Genomic DNA, 20949 nt, shown 5'->3' with positions numbered 1-20949 from the left:
ATGGTCTGGCATTAAGTGACCCTCGATAATTTCAACTCCTTTATAACTACACAAGCGATGAAATATTTCTCCTAAACTACTTCGATATTGATTATAGATTACTTTTCGTCTATACTTAGGGGTGAACACAATGTGATACTTACAGTGCCACTTTGTGTGCGATAAACTATGTGCCTTTTGTGCCATATTTTGCTCCTTTCGCTTTACAATTGGNTTGAACACCTTTATTGTATCGCGTTTGGAGTTTTTNGGGTATAACCTTCGACGCGCACCCGCATAGCGGGTGGTTTTTTTGTCTCGCACCTAGCGGAGCGAGACGGACTAATAGTCACATAATCAGAAGCAAAAATCCTGCAAGGCAATCTTGCAGGATATTTTTTATTGTAAGAGCGATGAGTTATAAATATTTTGAAATGAATTTATTTTCCGTTAGAGTGGAGGCATCTTGTGATTCAATAGATTTCAATATTTCTTGTAATTTTTCAGATGATTGATGGTTGAAAATCTTTAAAGCATCTTCGTTTGTTAGCTTTATATCACATGTTAAACTGATTGTAGGCACTATCCTATCTCCTATCACTACTTAAATTTATTATAGCTTATTTCAAAAAGATTTTCAATTTATAATTGAATAATCTTCCTAATTTTGTGCTGTGTAGCTGGATGATTTAACTTTTTTTGGAACTCTTATTAAGTGCTAGTAAACTGATTATATAAATCAGCAGTTGAACAATACCTATATATTGAAATATTTGCCAATTTTTAAAATCAATCCATGATGCAAACATAGTTCCGAAAGGAGCAAAGATACCACTGATAGTGAATATGATGCTAAAAATGCGTCCTAAGAAATTGGAATCTATAGAAACTTGGAGATGTGACATTAAATTCACATTGAACATTGAAACAGTTGTAGAGAACAGAGCAAATAGAATCAATAAGATAATTTGCGAGGATTGAAAAAGATTAATAAGTATTAAGGAGACTGCACCTGGCAATAAGAAATGAAGAAAGTATCTCGGTTCAATTTTTTTCTTGTTTAGACTGATGATAAGAGCTCCTAAGATACTTCCGATAGATTGAGAAACGAGAATATAAGCAAAAATTTGATGAAATTGAGAAAACGTTGATGTGAATGGAAGATAGAAGGAATAGATCGCATCTAAGAAATTTAGAAAGGCGGAAGAAATTAAAATGGTTAGGAGTGTTTTGTCTTCATAGAGGTAGGTAAAACCTTCTTTTAATCCAGTAAAAAATTTTGATTGGATAGTATTATGGTGATGTAAAATGTGAAAACGATATTCACACAAAGCTGAAATAATAAAAGAGAAAGAATTAATCAGCATACCATATCTAAATCCAAATTGATGGATAACAAAGACGGAAGCTAGCGGTGCTCCAACTCCAACAATCTCAGCTACTATTTTAGAAATAGAGTTATAGGTAAAGATTCCATCGCTGGAAAGAAGGTCTTTTATAATAGCCTTATAAGCTGGGCCGTTAAAACTAAATAAAATAGCCAGTAATATATTGACAACAACCAATATCCAGATATTTTGCGGATTATAAAATAAAAATAGTAAGAAAGTTGCAATTGCAGCAATCACATCTGTTAGAATGAGCATACGTTTTCTATCGCTAAAATCAGCAACATATCCTGCAAATAGATTAAATAGTAAGCGAACAATGGATTCGCTAGACTGATAAAGCATCATAAAGAATGNGGATTGAACGGTAAGATTTGCGATTAATAGTTTATTGGCATAATCAAAAATAATATTACCCAAGTTTGTTGTTTGTCCCCTGATAATCAGTAGTAGGATATTTTTATTCTCTTTGTTCATACTTATATTCCTCAAGTAGCTCGTTTATGAGTGTAAATTCCTTCTCATTCTTTACACTAGTAGTGATGAGATAGCGTAAATCATCTAGTGAGTGAGCAGGACAGTTTATCTTTTCAGGATATTCTCTAAAAAATTCGATAGGGAAAGGGATCTTTGGAGGAGCTTGATGATGGCCATTCTGAAAAATAGCTAAAGTCAGTGCAATTTTACTGGGTGATGTTGGAATCTCTGCTTGTATAGAAACACTATTTATAAGATTCCAGTAAGTATCTAGGATGTTAATTTGAAAGGCACATTTGATAAGCAAAGGAATATTTCCTCCACCAAACCGCTTTCCAATTTCACAAAAGCTTATCTCATCTGTAGTGGAGTTATAAAAGAACTCTGCATGGAAAGGATGGATTTTCTCAGTTCCTAAACTGTCCAATACTTTTTGGGTCTCAGTTTTTAATCGTTGAATGAAGAGGGGATTATTATAGTGAGAGTTTGTACGGACGATATTGATGAAGGTTGTTTTAATATCTAGGATATTTCCTATATATTCATGTGTAAAAAAGTATTGGATTTTTCCATTAACAGCTATACCATCACAAGTAAACATGGTATCAAATTGTTCCTGACTTTCTAAAAGAAAATTCTCAGCTGTATAATACTCTGGTATTTGAGAGATAATATGAATATCTTTGCCAGAAGCTTCACATCTAGGTTTAATCAGAAAGGTATTAGGAAGACTATCATTTGGGTTCAATAGTTGAGGTTGACTGATTTGTTCACTCAGCTGAGTGCGCATGATTTTCTTGTCTTTATAAGTATAAGCGATTTTCCAAGCCTCTTTATCGGAGGTGAAAAGCGATTTTAAGATACCGACAATATGCATGAGTCCTTCATCTAGTGTGAAAATATCCTCTATATTCTGTATATCTTTGAAAAAAAGGAGTAGATTAATTTGACTAAAATCATCTATACAAAAAATTTGGTTCTTTAAAAATCCAACTGAAAGATAATTTTTTTCTTGTCTGCTAGGACAGATAATACCTAAATTTTCTTTTGCTTTAATACCAATACTTGCAGGAGAAAAGCGATAAATAAAATATTTCATTTCTTATACCTCGTGTTTTCTAACACCCAAGTCTCAGCTCCTAAAAGATTGTTTTTTGTTTCTCGGAATGTTAAACCATGACAAGAAAAACCGACAACAGCATCTGCACTGTGAAAAGCAGAATGCAACTGTTTACCAACTTGCGTGTAAGTAATATAGTCAAAGATAGAGTACTGTTCTTTTATCGTTTCCGTTAGTTCTGGGAGTTGTTGGATGACTCCTTCCTTTTTGGCAGTTAGAAGCCAGCCAGTAACTGGAAATACGGTTGGAAGTATGGGTAAGGTGTCATTACAGATGGCTGTCAAGAGAAGCTCAAGAGGATTGTAGGTCAGTTTATATTGTAGATTTTGACGAATCCGTGCACCACCAATGCGTGAAGCAATTTCTAAAAAAATGATTTCGTGTCCATCGTAAAACACCTCTAAGTGAAAAAGAAATGTTCCGTCTGGGTAGAGTTTTTTAGACAGTTCAGAGGCGTAAGCAACAAGTTTTTTGAAATGTTTTGAAGTGTGATCCAAGGAAACCGCTGCAGCTGAGATACCTTTTTTAATGAGCAAGGGATTGTAGATATATTGGGAAGGTTCACAGTAGATGATATTCCCCTGATAAACAAAGCCATCTATGTGATAAACATCTGAATAAATATATTCTTGAACCAAGACAGTCTTATCTCCCCAAAAGTTATCGGAATCAAAAGGAGTTAAGTCGTTATCACTTTTTAAGTGGAAAGTGTCAACAGAACCAGCTCCATCCAAAGGTTTTAGAATAATATCTCCATGTTCTTTGAAAAAGTTTTTCAATTCCTCATAAGATGAGATTTTCCGGGAATGGGGGATTTTAAAACCTAGTTCACTGACTTTCTGTGTCATTTTGTCTTTATCACGGAAAGTTTTTGCTTGATTGACTGATTGGCCCTTAATATGAAATTGTTCTCGTAATTCTGCAGCCAATACCATATCAAACTCATCTAAAGCAACAATCGCATCGAAATGAGATTGTTGTAGTATTCCTTGTGAGGTTTCTTTTCTCTTTTTAGGATAATGTTGGATAGTAACTAGAGTGACATTGGTTGGTTTATTCGTTTCAAATGATTCTACTTTGCTATCATCAATCAGGAGTGTATAGTGATGATTTTTGGAAAGACAAGAGTAAATATCGGTGTAAGTTTCACGATAGGGGTGTAAGATAAGTAATTTTGCCATGATTATTTATAACTTTCTATTGGATTTTGATAGAGGTTTTTATGCGAATCTCTATAATAAGCAAAGTTGCTCGGCAACTCAGGTAGTTTGTAAGTGGGATCAATCTGATTTTTGTAGAGTTTATAAGGAATACCTAATGTCTGATAGGCATAATCTGCCCCCATTGTATCCCTACTCTTTTTGACTTTCTTTAATGCTTTATTGATATTTCGAGAATATTCCTTGTACTGTTTTAGCAATTCGATTTTAACCGATGGAAACTCATTAAAAATAAGTTCTACTGAGATGTTGTGAATATCACACTCTAAAAAAATTTCCCTAGCTACCTTTTTTAGGGCATAGCTGTGTCTATGATTGCCAAATTTTCCAATTTCTGGGAATAAAAAGTTTAATGCTTCTAGTTGACTGATGAAAAAATGTGCTAGTTCATGGCTATTAGACAGTCTATATAACCTATTGTAGGTAGCCAGAAAAGTTTGTGACTCGTAAATAGACTTAGCCTGTTCACGAATCATATCTAATCGTAAAGGAAAGAAGACACTGTCTAATTGAGACTGAAATCCTCCTTGAAAATTGATTAGAACAAAATTTGCTAATGTTACCAAACCATCGTGGTACTTGCTACAAATTTTAATGTAGTAATGATTCCCTGATAAAGGAACATGACACTGAAGTCGATTTTTATCAATTTCGATAATGTGATTAGTAACATTGTACAGTTGACCAAGGATATCAGTCATTTTTGGACATATAATATAAATGTTATCGAAAGGAATCCATTTATTTAAAAATTTTGTGATAAAGGTTTCAATAATTTGTCCATATTTCTCTTCACGGAAGGAAAATAAACTAATTAAAGTTTGGCATGGGGTAGAGATAGGGTTTACTAAGTTAGCAGGGTAGACATTTCGGAAACAAACTTGTTCTTTTACATATAAACCATCTTTCTTTTCTTTAAAATACTCTAGCTCATCTTGAATTGGTGAAAAAGTAAATAAGTTCTTTTCTTCTCTTATCAAAGGCGATGATGGGAGAGTCTGAGCTTTAAAGATACGTTGTAAATCGTCACTATAAGTATTCTTTACCATTTATTTTACCTCGGCTATCGACTTTGTTGATTGCAAATGGTTTGTTGGGTGTATCTAATAGATAATCCTTGTTAATTTCTTTTACAATGTGTTTAGATATATCTGCAATTAGCTTGACAGAGGGATGTCTTCCATCTTCTTGGAAAGGATGATTATTTTTTTCGACATAGTATTTGAATAGTTCATATTCAGGAAAGTAATAGTCGTACCCTAATTCCATAATAGCATCTTTGATAATCCGATAATTTTCAGTTGTAGCTAGATGAAGATTTTGAAATTTTTCAGAAGCTTTAAGAAGTACATAGGGGATTGAAAATTGAATCTTAATGTCAGGATTGATAAGGTGCACGATTCGCATAATTTCCTTAGAAAAGTTAAGAATATCGTCGGAGGATAGATAAACATTTTTAATCTCTGGGTTGAAAAACTGATTTCTTGGAAGTATGTTCATTACGTGTTTAGACTTAGACCACATTTCAACGGATCCGAGAGAGACGATTAGTAAATCTGATTCAGTTATTGCTCTCTTAACACAAGTATCAATCTGTAAATTTTCGTTTATGACCTTTTTAAAACTCTCTGAACGATTCCAAAAACGAACTTCATCATAGAATACCTTTTGTTTGCTATCTATCAAGATATGATGATTCAATTCAAATGCAATGATTTCTAAATCCTTTAGTAAGGATGGTGCATTAAAAATGGTATCATAAGGAGAAAAAGTTTTAATTTGACTGTTGGAAAAATAGTCAATTCCAAGGGCTAGATTTTGAGCAGTGCATGCACCTAAGAAACAAGTTGTCTTGGGAAGATATGTCAGAAATTTCGTAGATTTCTTTGATGAGTAAAAGTGTAGGTTATCCATAAATCTCTCCTTTATATCCTAATGAACATAATACCTTTTGTATGTTTCCGAATCCGTGAAGAACAGTGTCAAAATTTGATAGCATCACTTTATCAAGATGAACTTGAATGATTCCCATCAAGATAGCCATACCTGCACATGTATCATTCAAATGATACATTTTTAAATTTGTATCAATATCTGATAGTTTGTCTTGTGTTTTTAATGCACCGTTACTCAAAACTTTTATTCTGATTCCCAATTTGTGTAATTCTGCAATATGATTGATTCTTTGAATAAATACTTCATCAAATAGGATGGATGATATATTGTGAAAGGCTAAAAATTCTGATAGAATAGGACCTAAATCACTTGTAATAAATGGTGCAGCACCTAAACGTAAAAATTCAAAGTACTCGGACTCTATTTGAGATGCTTTTTTGAACTGAATTGTGTGTTTGTCTTCAATGATATTTAGTCCTAATTTTGTAAAAAGGTCAATGTAACTTTGAGGAATATCTCTGATAAATACATTGTCAAAAATGATATTTTCTAACTCATCCCAGAATAGCAAGACATAGGATACAAGCATAGACATATCGGGAGGTAATGTGATTTCTGCATCTTTAATTTCAATAGAATCAACTTTGGAAATGACAATTTTATCAGATGTTAGATATTGCACTGTACGATTAGTTGAAGACTCTAGTAATGTAATGAGATAGGACACAGTAGGGTCTGGCGAAAGCCCGTTGATTCTAATTTCATTTGGATAAAAGTAAGCCAAGCTAATAGCGTTGAAAAAAGCTCCCACACTCTTGCTACCATCTGCGTAACAATTTAAGGATATGTTTTTATTTAGCAAGTCATTCTTCTCAGAATAAAAGATTTTATTCTCTTCTTGATAGGTATAGCTCGCTACGGTGGAGAGAATATCAAGGTGTAAGTCAATAGGTCTGAAACAAAAATCGTCTCCTCCAGGAAATGCAAATAAAAGATGGTGATATCGATAAGTCAAAGCTGTTATAGTACCAATGCTAGCTCTACTAATTTTATTGAGAGATGTAATATCTGTAGGCATCCTTTTAGAGCTAACCTCTATAGTATCTTCATAGGTGAAAGAATCAGACCACTCATTCTTTCCAAATTCATAGAGTATATTTAGAAAATCAAAGGCAGTAGGGCAGTTTCTAATTATTAACTTGTTTTTATTCAAAAATAAGCAAGATAATAGAATATGAACGCCGATAACTTTATCTCCTTCGATTTTGACGTGAAGCTTTTGAGTGCTGGTAGCTTCAGTCTGCTCTTGTCTTTGTAATTTTAAATTAAAATGCTTGGGTACAACGCCATCTGATATTTTAGATATGCTTTCTTTAGTTAAAGCACTTGGTTGATTTAAACTAACTTCTAAATCTTCGAAGGATATTTCTAGTAGCTTTGCATAAGCTATTAAGTCTCTAACATTGATATCACGAGAGTCATTTTCCCAATTTGAAATAGCCTGTCGGCTTAGTTTTAATTGATTTGCTACAAATTCTTGAGTAAACCCCATTGCTAATCTACGTTGCTTTAGAAAGTCACCAATCATAGGCGTATGCCTCCCTTATGTTAATTTAATTCTTATTATACTCGCATCAAAATAAATTTCAAGAATTTTCAGGCAACAATTTGTTGCGTAGCATGATGATCTAATATCTTCAGTAAACGGGCACACTTGTTTATGTCTAGGAGGGACTGATGCGTCAGCTCTCCCGTTTTTATTTATGTGACTATTAGTCCGTCTCGCTCCGCTAGGTGCGAGACAAAAAAACCACCCGCTATGCGGGTGCGCGTCGAAGGTTATACAAAAAAACTCCAAACGCGATACAATAAAGGTGTTCAAGTCAATTGTAAAGCGAAAGGAGAAAAATATGGCGCAAAAGGCACATAGTTTATCACACACAAAGTGGATGTGTTCTATCACATTGTGTTCACCCCTAAGTATAGACGAAAAGTCATTTATAATCAATATCGAAGCAGTTTGGGAGAAATATTTTACCGATTATGTAGTTATAAAGAAAGGAGTTGAAATTATCGAGGGTCATTTAATGCCAGACCATGTACATATGTTAGTAAGTATTCCACCAAGGATAAGTGTTTCGAGTTTCATGGGTTATTTAAAAGGAAAAAGTGCACTCATGATGTTTGACAAACACGCCAATCTCAAGTACAAGTTTGGAAATCGGCATTTCTGGGCAGAAGGTTATTATGTGGGTACGGTGGGACTCAATGAAGCCACAATTAAGAAATATATTCAAGATTAAAGAAATTATCCAGTGGATGATTTCTTCACGAGTATGAAAATTTGAGAACGAGTAAAGCGTGATATAGCACTAGATAAATAGAGTGTAAAAGAATATGAGGATCCCTTTAGGGATAGTGGTAAGTAATACTAAGGCCTCTTTGAGAGGCAAGTGACGAGTCAAGAGCAATAAGGCTTGAACAACGTGAAAGCCAGCGTCTTTAGGCGCTGGCTGGTAATTTGGGCTTATAGCCCTGGTTCAAACCACCTGTTAGACGGGTGGTCATGATTCTAAACGACCATCTTGACGATAGGCGATATCTGGTTGCCAAGTCCATTTGGCACCGAATTTTTCAAGTAAGTCAAAGCTTGCTTGAGGTCCCATGCTTCCAGCTTTATAGTCATGAAGTGGGGCACCATTTTCAGCCCAGAGTTCTTCGATACGGTCAATCAATTTCCATGACGCACTAACCTCATCCCAGTGGCTAAAGTTAGTTGAGTTATTGTTTAAGACGTCATAGATCAATTTTTCGTATGGTTCTGGAGAAGCACCAGTTGCGGTCGCATCTGTACGGTAATCAAGTGAGTTAGGAGCCAAGTTGAATTCTTCTCCCACCTGCTTACCATTTAGGCTAAGAGAGAAACCTTCTGTTGGTTGGATATAGATGGTCAAAATATTTGGAGCAAGTGGTTCTCCAAAGATAGAGTCCATTTGTTTAAAGACGATGTTGACATGAGTTCCTTTTTCAGTCAGACGTTTACCAGTACGGAAGAAGAATGGAACACCACGGAAGCGATCGCTGTCTACAAAGAAAGCACCAGATGCAAAGGTTTCAGTTGTAGATTCTGGATTCACATTTGGCTCGCTACGATAAGAAATGTATTTCATGCCATCAATCTTACCTGAACGGTATTGGCCACGGATAAAGTGTTCTTTAAGCTCTTTATCAGTTGGATGATAGAGGTTTTTAAAGACCTTAATCTTTTCAGCACGAATCTCGTCTTTTGTGAAGCTGGCTGGCTTATCCATGGCAAGGAGCGAAAGCAGTTGCAAAGTATGGTTTTGTACCATGTCACGGAGGGCACCAGATTGGTCATAGTAGCCACCGCGTTCTTCTACACCCAAGCGCTCCGCAAAGGTAATTTGAACATTGTCGATAAAGTCCTTGTTCCAAACGTTTTCGAAAATCAAGTTGGCAAAGCGAACTGCAAAGATGCTTTGTATCATTTCCTTACCAAGATAATGGTCAATACGGAAAATTTGTTCTTCGTCAAATGTTGCTAGGAGTTCGTCATTCAACTTGCTTGCTGTTGCATAATCTGTACCAAATGGTTTTTCAACGATTAAGCGTTCAAAACCTTTACCATCTACAATGTTTTCAGACTTGAGGTGCTTTGCAATGGTTCCAAAGAATTGAGGCGCCATCGACAAGAAGAAGAGCTTGTTGTGTTCAGCTTGGTACTTGTCATTTAGTTCAGCCTGCAATTGACGCAAAGCAATATAGTGCTCCGTATCATTGACATCGTGACTTTGATAGTAGAAGTGACTAGCGAATTCTTGAGCCTGTTCGGTACTATCTGCCAAATCAAGGATAGATTCGACTACAACAGATTCAAAATATTCCTTGCTCCAAGGACGACGAGCAGTTCCAATAACGGCAAAGTGCTCGGAAAGATTGCCGGATTTATATAGTCTAAATAGGGAAGGGTAGAGCTTGCGTTTAGCCAGGTCTCCACTCGCACCGAAAATTGTAACAATAACCTTAGATGACATCTAGCTACCTAATTTCTATTTTTATTCCTAGTCTTGCTAGGTATGAGGAAACCTCATTTCATAAACTTAATTCTAACATAATTTTCCGAAAAATCAAAAAATCCAATACGAGATAGAAAAAAACTGCAAGGAAATCCTTACAGTTTGCGTTTAAACGTTTAAGACCTTGTCCAAGAACTCTTTCAGACGTGGGTGTTGCGGGTTATCAAAGATTTGGTCAGGTGTTCCGTCTTCAAGGAACTCGCCATCTGCAGTAAAGATAACGCGGTTGGCAACCTGACGGGCAAATCCCATCTCATGGGTTACGATAATCATGGTCATGCCTTGCTCAGCCAATTCCTTCATAACGTTTAGTACGTCTCCAACCATCTCAGGGTCAAGAGCAGAAGTTGGTTCATCAAAGAGCATGATGTCTGGGTTCATTGCTAGTCCACGAGCAATGGCTACACGTTGTTTTTGACCACCTGACAGGCTATCTGGACAGGCCTTAGCCTTATCTGCTAGTCCAACCTTTTCAAGCAACTCCATTCCCAATTTCTCAGCTTCTTCCTTGGTCATCAACTTGTGCTCAATAGGAGCAAAGGTGATGTTGTCCAAAACAGACATATGTGGGAAGAGGTTGAAGTGTTGGAACACCATCCCGATATTTTCACGGACGTGGTCAACGTTGGTTGTTTTTTCAGTTAAGTCATAACCGTTCACAGTGATGTGACCGCTCGTAACTTCTTCTAGAAGATTAAGGCTACGAAGGAAGGTTGACTTACCAGAACCTGAAGGACCGATGATACAAACAACATCTCCTTCATAGAACTTAGTTGTAATTCCTTTTAAAACTTCATTTTTTCCGTAGCTTTTGTGTAAATCATTTACATCAATTTTTAATTTTGCCATTAACGAATCCTCTTTTCTAAGCGTTTCGCTAGTTTAGTCAAAAGTGTGATAATTACAAGATAGAAGATAGCAAGGATTGCATACATCTTGAAACTTTGGTAGTTACGGGCAATGATAATCTTACCAGTTTGGAAGAGTTCCACCAAACCGATAGCAGATACGATTGTTGTATCTTTAAGTGCGATAACGAATTGGTTAACAAAGTTTGGCAACATCAATTTAGTTGCTTGTGGCAAGATAATCTTACGCATGGTTTTTCCATAAGAGATCCCCAAGCTACGGCTGGCTTCCATTTGCCCAACTGGAACGGCCTGAATACCACCACGAACGATTTCAGCGATATAAGCAGCTGCATTGAGCGATAGGGCAATAGTACCAGCTACAAAGTCGTTAATTGGGCTTTGTTGGCCTGTGATGGACTCGATGAAGTTTGGAATTCCCCAGAAGATGAAGGCTGCAAGAATCATCAATGGAATACCACGGATAACGTCAACAAAAATCTCAGAGATGACACGAAGAGATTTGTATGGGCTAACGCTAAACATACCAAAGATAATCCCGATGACAATGGCGATAGCAAATGAGATAAGAGCTAGAGCAAGAGTGATTCCAAGACCACTAAGGAGTTGTTTGTAGTTGTTTTGAAGCAAGCCCCAGATAGTTGTTTCGTCAACCGTGCTTGTTGAAGCAGTTGAAGATTCGCTAGCTAGGTATTTGTCAAGAATCTTTTGGAATTCACCGTTTGCTTTAAGGTTTGCAAGTCCGTTGTTAAACATTTCAATCAATTCTGGATTTGCTCCTTTTTTAACAGCAAAGGCTGTTTCACCGATTGGAGTTCCAGCGATTGGAGTTTTCAATTTTTGACCTTGGCTGATAGAATATTTGAGAACAGGCTCATCATCCATAACGGCATCAATGGCACCAGTATTTAAACTGTCATACATTGATGAACCATCAGCGAAGGTTTTGATTTTGTAGCCGTATTTGCTTTGGTTTTCAGTTAGGAAGGTTTGAGAAGCAGTTCCGTTTTTAACACCGACTGTCTTTCCTTTCAAATCTTCATAAGAAGCAATGGTGCTTGATTCTTTGACACCAAGGATAGTATTGGCAGTGTAGTATGATTCTGAGAAGTCAAACGTTGCCTTACGAGCATCTGTGACAGACATACCAGCAATGATACCATCTGCTTGACCGGCTTGAACAGCACTGATAGCGGCATCAAAACCAGGGTTGGTGATTTCAATTTCAAAACCTTGGTCTTTAGCGATGGCCTTAATCAATTCCATATCAATACCAGTAAATTGGTTGCTTGAGTTTTGGAAAACAAAAGGTGCAAAAGAAGAATCGCTGGCAATGATGTATTTAGCTTTAACAGGAATAGCTTTTAAGCCTGCTAGAGTAGTTGTAGTTGGCACTGCTGAAGATGATGAAGCAGTCCATTTCTTGATGATTTTATCAAGACTACCATCTTTTTTCATTTCAGCCAAGGCTTGGTTAAATTCAGTAACCAGGTGCTCGTATTTGCTTCCTTTTTTAACACCGAAAGCAAAGCTACCTACAGCTTCCCCATCCATTTCGATATGGAGGTCTTGACCTTGGTTGATGGCATACTCGATAACAGGTTTATCATCCATCATAGCATCAATGGCACCAGCACTTAAGCTGTTGTTCATCAAATCACCAGTGTCAAATGTTTTAATGGTAAAGCCGTATTTGTCCTTAATACTTTCAAGGAAACGTTGAGCGGCAGTTCCGTTTTTAACACCAACAGTTTTACCTTTTAATTGGTCATACTGACTAATCTTGTGTGCCTTTGTAGTTGCAATGACAACTTTTGTATCATAGTAAGTATCAGACATGGTAAAAACTTTTTCACGTTCTTTCGTCTTTGTCATCCCTGCCATGATAGCGTCAGCTTGACCAGCTTGAACCGCATTAACCGCTGCGTCAAATCCAGGATAGGACATCTGAATGTTCCAGCCTTTAATCTCAGCGACTTTGTTGATAATGTCAACATCAATTCCTTTATAAGTTTGATCTGAATCTTTAAACTCAAAAGGTGCATAGGCGGTATCAGACACAATCTTAATCGTTTCTGCCTTCACAATACCTAATGAGAAAATTGGGAATAAAATTAGCAAAAATGCTAGAAATTTTTTCTTCATTTTTAGTCTCCTTTTCCGAATATTTTCCCATTATATCAGAAAAAGTAAAAAAAGGCAAATTTTTTATATTTTTGTGTCAGAAAATGTAACATAGGTTATTTCTTTTCTTTCTTGAATTGCTACTATAAAGTGCTATAATAATAGTATATAATAGAAGAAAAGAGGACAGGGATATGAAGAACAAAAGAATATTTAAAGACTTCCAAGCTTCAAAAATGAGTTTAAACATTTACACAAGCCCCTTGTTAGCCTTTGCTTTTGTCTTCATAGGAGAGTTTGTGGCTTATACTCTGTATGGTATTAGTTTGTTAGCTCTCATCGGACTTGCTAGAAATTTTGGAGAGACTGGTCAAAATCTTGCAACCTATTTGCAGACCTTGCATCAGAGCTTGATGGATAAAACAAGTGACTTTCGTTTAATTTTAGAATTGCTGGCCTTTGGTTTTATTCTTAACACTGTGTTTAGATGGACTAGAAAAGTTGAGAAAAGACCTATTCGAACTTTAGGATTTTATAGAGAGAATTTCCTCAGCAATCTTCTTAAAGGATTTGACCTAGGTTTGGCACTTTTTCTTCTGACCTTGTTAGGTTTAGTAGCCTTGGGGCAATATCGTTTGGAATCCATTCACTTGAATCTTTACTCGCTTGTCTTTGTAGTCTTTACTATCCCTTTTTGGATTTTACAGGGGACAACAGAAGAAGTGGTGGCCCGTGCTTGGCTCCTTCCTCAATTGGCCTCAAGAACCAATCTAAAACTTGCTGTTCTTATATCTAGTTTGTTCTTTACCCTGCTTCATGCGGGAAATTCTGGTCTCACCCCTCTATCTCTAGTGAATCTCTTTTTATTCGGCGTTGCCATGTCACTTTACCTCCTCAAAATAGATACAGTTTGGGGTGTAGCAGGTATTCATGGCGCCTGGAATTTTGCTCAGGGAAATTTATTTGGGATTTTAGTTAGCGGTCAGCCGTCTGGGACATCGCTAATGACCTTTTTACCACAAGGAGATCAAGGCTGGCTATCAGGTGGGGCTTTTGGGATAGAAGGTTCTATCATGACAAGTTTAGTCTTGTTACTTTTGATTTTCTATCTCGCTCATCAATTAAAGAAAGAAAATGAAAGGATGTGACTTCATTCCGTCCTTTTCTTCGTGAAAATGCTACAAGTATGCTAAAATAGGAATAGCACATCAAGAGAGGATTCTTATGATTAACCGCATTACTGACAATCAATTTAAACTAGTATCAAAATATCAACCATCAGGAGACCAACCTCAAGCTATCGAGCAGTTGGTGGATAATATTGAGGGAGGAGAAAAAGCACAGATTTTGATGGGGGCGACTGGAACAGGGAAGACCTATACCATGAGTCAGGTCATTTCCAAAGTCAATAAACCTACTCTGGTTATCGCCCACAATAAGACTCTGGCAGGACAACTTTATGGGGAGTTTAAGGAATTTTTCCCTGAAAATGCCGTTGAGTACTTTGTGTCTTACTATGATTATTACCAACCTGAGGCCTATGTCCCTTCTAGCGATACCTATATTGAAAAGGATAGCTCTGTCAATGATGAGATTGACAAGCTCCGCCACTCAGCGACCTCAGCTCTTTTGGAGCGTAATGATGTTATCGTCGTGGCTTCTGTCTCTTGTATCTATGGTTTGGGTTCGCCCAAGGAATACGCTGACAGTGTCGTTAGTCTCCGTCCAGGTCTGGAAATTTCTCGGGATAAACTCTTGAATGACCTGGTTGATATTCAGTTTGAGCGCAATGACATTGATTTCCAACGGGGAAGATTCCGTGTGCGTGGGGATGTGGTGGAGATTTTCCCAGCTTCCCGTGATGAACATGCCTTTCGAGTAGAGTTCTTCGGAGATGAGATTGACCGTATTCGTGAAGTCGAAGCATTAACTGGTCAAGTTCTCGGTGAAGTGGATCATTTGGCGATTTTCCCAGCAACTCACTTTGTGACCAATGACGACCATATGGAAGTTGCCATTGCCAAGATTCAAGCAGAGTTAGAAGAGCAGTTAGCTGTCTTTGAGAAGGAAGGTAAATTGCTTGAAGCCCAGCGTTTGAAACAGCGGACAGAATATGATATCGAAATGCTGCGTGAGATGGGCTATACCAACGGGGTTGAGAACTATTCACGCCACATGGATGGACGTAGCGAAGGAGAGCCTCCTTATACGCTTCTCGACTTCTTCCCAGATGATTTCTTGATTATGATTGACGAGAGTCACATGACTATGGGGCAGATCAAGGGTATGTACAACGGAGACCGCTCTCGTAAGGAAATGCTGGTTAATTATGGTTTCCGTTTACCGTCCGCCTTGGACAATCGTCCTCTCCGTCGTGAAGAGTTTGAAAGCCATGTGCACCAGATTGTTTACGTTTCAGCGACACCAGGCGACTATGAAAATGAACAGACCGAGACAGTGATTGAGCAAATCATTCGTCCGACAGGTCTTTTGGACCCAGAGGTGGAGGTCCGTCCGACTATGGGACAGATTGATGATCTCTTAGGTGAAATCAATGCCCGTGTTGAAAAGAACGAACGAACCTTTATCACAACCTTGACTAAGAAAATGGCAGAGGACTTAACCGACTACTTCAAAGAAATGGGCATCAAGGTCAAGTATATGCACTCGGATATCAAGACCTTGGAGCGGACAGAGATTATCCGTGACCTACGCTTGGGTGTCTTTGATGTCTTGGTCGGTATTAACCTGCTCCGTGAAGGTATTGACGTTCCTGAGGTAAGCTTAGTTGCCATTCTTGATGCTGACAAGGAAGGCTTTCTCCGTAACGAACGTGGCCTCATCCAGACCATTGGACGTGCTGCCCGTAATAGCGAAGGCCATGTCATCATGTATGCGGACACAGTTACCCAGTCTATGCAACGTGCTATCGATGAAACTGCCCGTCGTCGCAAAATCCAGATGGCTTATAATGAAGAACACGGTATTGTGCCTCAGACAATCAAGAAAGAAATCCGTGACCTGATTGCTGTTACCAAGGCTGTTGCCAAGGAAGAGGACAAGGAAGTCGATATCAATAGCCTAAACAAACAAGAACGCAAAGAACTAGTTAAGAAACTAGAAAAACAAATGCAAGAAGCTGTCGAAGTGCTTGATTTTGAACTAGCAGCTCAGATTCGTGATATGATGCTGGAAGTCAAGGCCTTGGATTAGGGGAATTTTATGAATATTTTAGTTATTAATGGACATCCTGATAAAGAAAGTTACTGCCAAGCAATTTTTCAAACGATTGTAGAAAATATAGACTCAAAGAGACATGAACTTGAAATGATTAATCTTAATGAAGAAGATTTTGATCCTGTATTACGTTATGGTTATCGACAAAGGATGGAGGACAATCCATTTATTCTACGCTCTCAGGAATTAATTCAGTGGGCAGATCATTTCATTTTTGTTTATCCAATTTGGTGGAGTAGTATGCCTAGTCTATTGAAGGGGTGGATTGATCGTGTTTTTACGCCAGGCATTGCATACTCTGCAAATAATCGAGGAAGCTTTATTTTGAACTACTTGAGAGGTAATCAGTTTAAAAAGTTACTAAAAGGAAAAACAGCTAGTATCTATGCAACCTCCATGGCACCAACTTGGTGGTACAAAGTATTTTCAAGTCTGATTAATATTCCAGACAGTTATGGAATATCAGTTTTAAAGAATGCTGTATTGAATCATTGTGGTATAAAAACAAAGAGGGTTTCAATCTTAGGAGAATTAGGACGTGAAGTGAATACAAGTTCAACAAGAGAAAAATTTCTACAAAAAGTGGCAAAGGAAGTCAGGGTGTTGAATTAAGGAGAAGAAAACAAATGACGGTGATTATCAAATCAATGGAAACTCCTGAAGAGATAGAAGGTAAATCCTTCGTTCACTGGAAAGCGTGGAGAGAGGCTTATGACGATCTTTTGCCTACAGAATTTCAGGAGACAATGACATTAGAAAGATGTCGATTCTTTAGTCAAAAGTATCCAGAAAATACATTGATTGCGATAGATGGCGTGAAGGTAGTTGGTTTTATCAGTTATGGAAACTTTCGTGATGAGATTATTCAAGCTGGTGAAATTATTGCTTTATATGTTTTAAAAGACTATTATGGAAAAGGAATCGCACAAAAGTTAATGAAAGAAGCTTTGATTGATTTTGATCATTTTTCTGAAATTTTCTTATGGGTATTGAAAGATAATAAGCGCGCCATAGCTTTCTATCAAAAAATGGGTTTTACTTTTGATGGACAAGAAAAGATGCTTGAACTTGGAAAGCCCATAAAGGAAAAACGGATGGTATTTTATTCTAAATAATTTTAAAAAGTAGAAGCTAATGGTACTGGTACCAAGTCTGAAAATGTAATAAATTAGAAAGTGAGTAAATTTATGTCTCGAGCACAATTAACGATTTTAACAAATATTTGTCTGATTGAAGACCTCGAAACCCAGCGCGTGGTGATGCAGTACCGTGCTCCTGAAACCAATCGCTGGTCAGGTTATGCCTTTCCAGGAGGCCATGTAGAAAATGGTGAGTCTTTCGCAGAGTCTGTCATTCGTGAAATCTATGAAGAAACAGGATTGACTATCCAAAATCCTCAATTGGTCGGCATTAAAAATTGGCCACTAGATACAGGTGGGCGCTATATTGTCATTTGTTATAAGGCGACTGAGTTCTCTGGTACTCTTCGCTCTTCAGAGGAAGGAGAAGTTTCTTGGGTGCAAAAAGACCAGATTCCAAACTTGGATTTGGCCTATGATATGTTACCCTTGATGGAGATGATGGAAGCTCCTGACAAGTCTGAATTTTTCTACCCTCGCCGTACAGAAGACGATTGGGAAAAGAAAATTTTCTAGTCTTTTACTAAATAACCTAGCTGATCCAAGGCCTCCTCGATATAGTGGAGGTCTTGTTGTGTTTCCTGTCTAATAGTAATAGAAGATTAGGAAAAAAAGTATATATACTTGCTAAAATTAAATGCTAAATTAGAAAAAATATATGGGTTATACTGTTAATTTTTCTAAGAAAGATGTAAAATAGAAAGTGTACTATGTTTTTAAAACAAGTGTGGTACCCAAAATTAAAAAAGCATATCCTTTCCTTAAATTACTAAAATATTTAAGGGGGGGGTATTTTTTAGTACCTCAAAAATAAAAATAAGAGAGAGGCGATTAGATGAGAAAATCAAATCGAGAAGTGAACGGAGAAAAGGTATTCCGTTATTCTATTCGCAAGTACCATTTTGGTGCTGCAAGTGTTGCAGTTGCTGCATTAATGTTTTTTGCAAATGGTGCGGTTAAGGCAGACACTTTACCAGTATCACCTGCTACGGCTAATACTGAAAAGGTAAATGTTGGTGTTACGGAACTGACAGAAGGAGTTCCACCTAAAGAGAATCCTATAGAGAAATCAAAAGAGGAAGTAGTGGGTGATAAAACACCAGTTGCTCAGAAGACAGTGGATAAGTCTCCTCTTGTTCAGGCTATTAGTGAACTTCAAGCTGCAATTGCAAAAGTAGATGAGAAAAGTTTATTCAGTTTAGCTAATCAACTTACTAAATTAACCGATGAAAATAACCGTTTACTTAATGGAGAAAATACTTCTGAGGAAGCGATTGCAAGTCAAGTAAGTCGAGTTCAATTTCTTACAGAGCAAGTGCGTCTACTTAAGTCTAAGACTGAAGATAAAGCTTCTAACAAGGAAGATGGATCTGGTTCTAAAGCTCAAGATAAAAAAGAGTTTGAAGTATCAGAGAATGCTGTGACACTTGTTAATCAGACTGCAGAAATCAAAAAATCTGTAAAAGATGACAAAGTCGAGGAAGTGTTCACTAATAAAACCAAATTGGAAACGCTTTTAAAAGAAATTGACAAATTAGATCCAGAAAAATACACTGAGGATTCAGTAAAGGGATTAAAAGAAAAAGTTGCAAAAGCTAAAGAAGTATTAACAATTTCTAAAAATCAAGAGGAAGTTAACTCGGTATATAAAGAGTTAGTTAATTACAAAAACAGTAGTTTAAGACGTGTGAAAATGACTCATAAACCACTAGAGGAAAACACTCCTAAACTAGATACAACAAATGGTAAAGAAACAGTAGGGAAGAAAGCCCAAAATACTGAGCCAAATGATAGGAATATCGCAGGACATAATCATATCTTGAATGGGACTGCTTTACCTGAAGGTAGTGGACTACGAGCTGCTCCAAACAATACAAGATTCACTTATGAAACAGTAGGTGCTGATTTATCGAGTTTAGTTGCCGGTGAAGAATTAGGATATGGTAAGAACATTATTATCAAAGTAAAATATGATACAAAAGCCATTAGTACAAGAGATGTATATATTACTACAACCCCAAATACTGGACCAAGAACTGAATATACTAACAGACGGAGTGATGGTATTGGGCCGTTTGAAGGTGGAACTAATATAAAACTAGTAGGGATAATTCCAAATGATATGATTGGGACTTACGATTTGCATGTTCATGTACTAAATAATAAAAATAATAATTCGCAATGGACGACATTAAATGTGCCAATAACCGTAAAACCTAAAAAACCTACTGTAAGTGTTGCTGATTTAGTAAATGCAGAAGGGAAAAAGCCAGTTGTTACAGCAAGAGTTGCGAATACACCTATAAGTAAAGTAGAATTTTATCTTAATGGACAAAAGCAAACTGTAGTAAATGCAACAAATGGACAGGCAACGTGGACACCAACTAGTGCACTAAGAGAAAATGATCGAATTACCGTTAAAAATATTGCGCAGGGTGGAATACCTCCTAGAGATGCATATGGAAATACTTTTACAACAAGGGAAACCACGTCAGATATGAGTGATGCTGTGGTAATTCCCAAAGCACCTAAAACAGCAACACCAGGAGCACCAACAGTAGTAAGTGATACAGCAAATGCACGAGTAACAGTAACGCCAAGTGCAGATGCAGACCGAGTAGAAGTTACAGTAGGAAACTCAACAGTGGTCGCAACGAAAACTGGCTCAACATGGACTTTATCGCCAACGAAAACAGGAGTAAGTGTAGATCCAACAAGCGGAGTAGTCACTGTAGCGCATAATGCAGCAAGTGCAGGAACACAAGTCAGCGCAACCGCAAAACATGGAAACAGTGACGCAAGTACAGCATCAACAGCAAACTTACCAGCAAAAGAAACAACACCAAATGCGCCAACAGTAGTAAGCGATACAGCAAATGCACGAGTAACCGTAACGCCAAGCACAGGCGCAGACCGAGTAGAAGTTACAGTAGGAAACTCAACAGTGGTCGCAACGAAAACTGGCTCAACATGGACTTTATCGTCAACGAAAACAGGAGTAAGTGTAGATCCAACAAGCGGAGTAGTCACTGTAGCGCACAATGCAGCAAATGCAGGAACACAAGTCAGCGCAACTGCTAAACACGGCAACAGTGACGTAAGTACAGCATCAAGAGCAAACTTACCAGCAAAAGAAACAACACCAAATGCGCCAACAGTAGTAAGCGATACAGCAAATGCACGAGTAACCGTAACGCCAAGCACAGGCGCAGACCGAGTAGAAGTCACAGTAGGAAACTCAACAGTAGTCGCAACGAAAACTGGCTCAACATGGACTTTATCGCCAACGAAAACAGGAGTAAGTGTAGATTCAAGGACTGGAGTAGTCACTGTAGCGCACAATGCAGCAANTGCAGGAACACAAGTCAGNGCAACTGCTAAACACGGCAACAGTGACGTAAGT

Annotated in this window: 18 protein-coding genes and 2 pseudogenes; 8 read left to right on the top strand and 12 right to left on the bottom strand. The window is 37.5% G+C overall.

Going from position 1 to position 20949, the window contains the following annotated elements; all coding sequences use genetic code 11:
* From tnpA (D8787_RS09215) to D8787_RS09185, 8 genes are all read right to left on the bottom strand, one after another.
* Positions 1-186, bottom strand: a 186-nt coding sequence (gene tnpA / locus D8787_RS09215) for an IS200/IS605 family transposase (RefSeq protein ID WP_125423160.1), incomplete at its 3' end; no start/stop codon positions are given.
* 211 nt (positions 187-397) lie between these two features.
* Complete coding sequence (locus tag D8787_RS11485; RefSeq protein ID WP_185776789.1) at positions 398-562, bottom strand: hypothetical protein; 165 nt, start codon at positions 560-562, stop codon at positions 398-400.
* A 106-nt stretch (positions 563-668) separates the two neighbouring features.
* Positions 669-1844: an MFS transporter gene (locus D8787_RS09210; RefSeq protein ID WP_125423157.1), complete on the bottom strand. Its 1176-nt coding sequence runs from the start codon at positions 1842-1844 to the stop codon at positions 669-671.
* Positions 1828-2943 (bottom strand): biotin carboxylase, encoded by a 1116-nt coding sequence (locus tag D8787_RS09205; protein WP_125423154.1) that lies wholly within the window; start codon positions 2941-2943, stop codon positions 1828-1830. The genes D8787_RS09210 and D8787_RS09205 overlap by 17 nt, the downstream gene beginning before the upstream one ends.
* Entirely contained in the window at positions 2940-4145 is a 1206-nt protein-coding gene (locus D8787_RS09200; protein ID WP_125423151.1) for an ATP-grasp domain-containing protein, read from the bottom strand. Before D8787_RS09200 ends, D8787_RS09205 begins: the two co-directional genes overlap by 4 nt.
* Positions 4146-4147: 2 nt before the next feature.
* Positions 4148-5233 carry a hypothetical protein gene (locus D8787_RS09195; RefSeq protein WP_125423148.1) on the bottom strand — a complete coding sequence of 362 codons (1086 nt, stop codon included), beginning with the start codon at positions 5231-5233 and terminating at the stop codon, positions 4148-4150.
* Positions 5214-6098, bottom strand: a complete 885-nt coding sequence (locus tag D8787_RS09190) for a GSCFA domain-containing protein (protein WP_125423144.1) — start codon at positions 6096-6098, stop codon at positions 5214-5216. The genes D8787_RS09195 and D8787_RS09190 overlap by 20 nt, the downstream gene beginning before the upstream one ends.
* Complete coding sequence (locus D8787_RS09185; protein WP_125423140.1) at positions 6091-7668, bottom strand: helix-turn-helix domain-containing protein; 1578 nt, start codon at positions 7666-7668, stop codon at positions 6091-6093. Before D8787_RS09185 ends, D8787_RS09190 begins: the two co-directional genes overlap by 8 nt.
* 357 nt (positions 7669-8025) lie before the next feature.
* Here D8787_RS09185 and D8787_RS12120 point away from each other — a divergent pair.
* Positions 8026-8085, top strand: a pseudogene (locus D8787_RS12120) (hypothetical protein); the annotation flags it as partial.
* Positions 8063-8383 (top strand): IS200/IS605 family transposase, encoded by a 321-nt coding sequence (tnpA, locus tag D8787_RS09180; RefSeq protein WP_398575279.1) that lies wholly within the window; start codon positions 8063-8065, stop codon positions 8381-8383. The pseudogene D8787_RS12120 and the gene tnpA (D8787_RS09180), both read left to right, overlap by 23 nt.
* A 261-nt stretch (positions 8384-8644) precedes the next feature.
* On the opposite strand, the gene zwf is transcribed toward tnpA (D8787_RS09180), so the two are convergent.
* From zwf to D8787_RS09165, 3 genes are all read right to left on the bottom strand, one after another.
* Positions 8645-10135 carry a glucose-6-phosphate dehydrogenase gene (zwf, locus tag D8787_RS09175; RefSeq protein WP_125423136.1) on the bottom strand — a complete coding sequence of 497 codons (1491 nt, stop codon included), beginning with the start codon at positions 10133-10135 and terminating at the stop codon, positions 8645-8647.
* A gap of 150 nt (positions 10136-10285) precedes the next feature.
* Positions 10286-11026 (bottom strand): amino acid ABC transporter ATP-binding protein, encoded by a 741-nt coding sequence (locus D8787_RS09170; RefSeq protein ID WP_055386918.1) that lies wholly within the window; start codon positions 11024-11026, stop codon positions 10286-10288.
* Positions 11026-13191 (bottom strand): ABC transporter substrate-binding protein/permease, encoded by a 2166-nt coding sequence (locus D8787_RS09165; protein ID WP_125423132.1) that lies wholly within the window; start codon positions 13189-13191, stop codon positions 11026-11028. Before D8787_RS09165 ends, D8787_RS09170 begins: the two co-directional genes overlap by 1 nt.
* Positions 13192-13364: 173 nt before the next feature.
* Here D8787_RS09165 and D8787_RS09160 point away from each other — a divergent pair, with 173 nt between their 5' ends.
* From D8787_RS09160 to D8787_RS09140, 5 genes are all read left to right on the top strand, one after another.
* Complete coding sequence (locus D8787_RS09160; RefSeq protein ID WP_125423129.1) at positions 13365-14318, top strand: CPBP family intramembrane glutamic endopeptidase; 954 nt, start codon at positions 13365-13367, stop codon at positions 14316-14318.
* A 76-nt stretch (positions 14319-14394) separates the two neighbouring features.
* On the top strand, positions 14395-16383 hold the full coding sequence (gene uvrB, locus D8787_RS09155) for an excinuclease ABC subunit UvrB (RefSeq protein WP_049544180.1): 1989 nt from the start codon (positions 14395-14397) through the stop codon (positions 16381-16383).
* Between the two features lie 9 nt (positions 16384-16392).
* On the top strand, positions 16393-17019 hold the full coding sequence (locus D8787_RS09150; RefSeq protein WP_125423126.1) for an NAD(P)H-dependent oxidoreductase: 627 nt from the start codon (positions 16393-16395) through the stop codon (positions 17017-17019).
* Between the two features lie 14 nt (positions 17020-17033).
* Entirely contained in the window at positions 17034-17522 is a 489-nt protein-coding gene (locus D8787_RS09145; protein WP_125423123.1) for a GNAT family N-acetyltransferase, read from the top strand.
* Positions 17523-17594: 72 nt separating this feature from the next.
* A complete protein-coding gene (locus D8787_RS09140; protein WP_125423120.1) occupies positions 17595-18062 on the top strand; it encodes an 8-oxo-dGTP diphosphatase in 468 nt (155 codons plus the stop codon).
* On the opposite strand, the pseudogene D8787_RS09135 reads toward D8787_RS09140, so the two are convergent.
* Positions 18059-18136 (bottom strand): annotated as a pseudogene (locus D8787_RS09135) (DNA-binding transcriptional regulator); the annotation flags it as partial. The gene D8787_RS09140 and the pseudogene D8787_RS09135 overlap by 4 nt on opposite strands.
* Before the next feature lie 245 nt (positions 18137-18381).
* On the opposite strand from D8787_RS09135, the gene D8787_RS11930 reads away from it, so the two are divergent.
* Positions 18382-20949, top strand: a 2568-nt coding sequence (locus D8787_RS11930; protein ID WP_125423117.1) for a YSIRK-type signal peptide-containing protein, incomplete at its 3' end; no start/stop codon positions are given.

Source organism: Streptococcus mitis (genome assembly GCF_003944325.1).
GTDB classification, from domain to species: Bacteria; Bacillota; Bacilli; order Lactobacillales; family Streptococcaceae; genus Streptococcus; species Streptococcus mitis_CW.
Note: the sequence above shows the minus strand (reverse complement) of the source record. Positions and strands in the feature narration are given on the sequence as shown.

Bases quoted from the DNA above. Each gene is read 5' to 3' on its own strand.
- D8787_RS09205 (WP_125423154.1), bottom strand. From the start codon at position 2,943: ATGAAATATTTTATTTATCGCTTTTCTCCTGCAAGTATTGGTATTAAA.
- D8787_RS09200 (WP_125423151.1), bottom strand. From the start codon at position 4,145: ATGGCAAAATTACTTATCTTACACCCCTATCGTGAAACTTACACCGAT.
- D8787_RS09195 (WP_125423148.1), bottom strand. From the start codon at position 5,233: ATGGTAAAGAATACTTATAGTGACGATTTACAACGTATCTTTAAAGCT.
- D8787_RS09190 (WP_125423144.1), bottom strand. From the start codon at position 6,098: ATGGATAACCTACACTTTTACTCATCAAAGAAATCTACGAAATTTCTG.
- D8787_RS09185 (WP_125423140.1), bottom strand. From the start codon at position 7,668: ATGATTGGTGACTTTCTAAAGCAACGTAGATTAGCAATGGGGTTTACT.
- zwf (WP_125423136.1), bottom strand. From the start codon at position 10,135: ATGTCATCTAAGGTTATTGTTACAATTTTCGGTGCGAGTGGAGACCTG.
- D8787_RS09170 (WP_055386918.1), bottom strand. From the start codon at position 11,026: ATGGCAAAATTAAAAATTGATGTAAATGATTTACACAAAAGCTACGGA.
- D8787_RS09165 (WP_125423132.1), bottom strand. From the start codon at position 13,191: ATGAAGAAAAAATTTCTAGCATTTTTGCTAATTTTATTCCCAATTTTC.
- D8787_RS09160 (WP_125423129.1), top strand. From the start codon at position 13,365: ATGAAGAACAAAAGAATATTTAAAGACTTCCAAGCTTCAAAAATGAGT.
- uvrB (WP_049544180.1), top strand. From the start codon at position 14,395: ATGATTAACCGCATTACTGACAATCAATTTAAACTAGTATCAAAATAT.
- D8787_RS09150 (WP_125423126.1), top strand. From the start codon at position 16,393: ATGAATATTTTAGTTATTAATGGACATCCTGATAAAGAAAGTTACTGC.
- D8787_RS09145 (WP_125423123.1), top strand. From the start codon at position 17,034: ATGACGGTGATTATCAAATCAATGGAAACTCCTGAAGAGATAGAAGGT.
- D8787_RS09140 (WP_125423120.1), top strand. From the start codon at position 17,595: ATGTCTCGAGCACAATTAACGATTTTAACAAATATTTGTCTGATTGAA.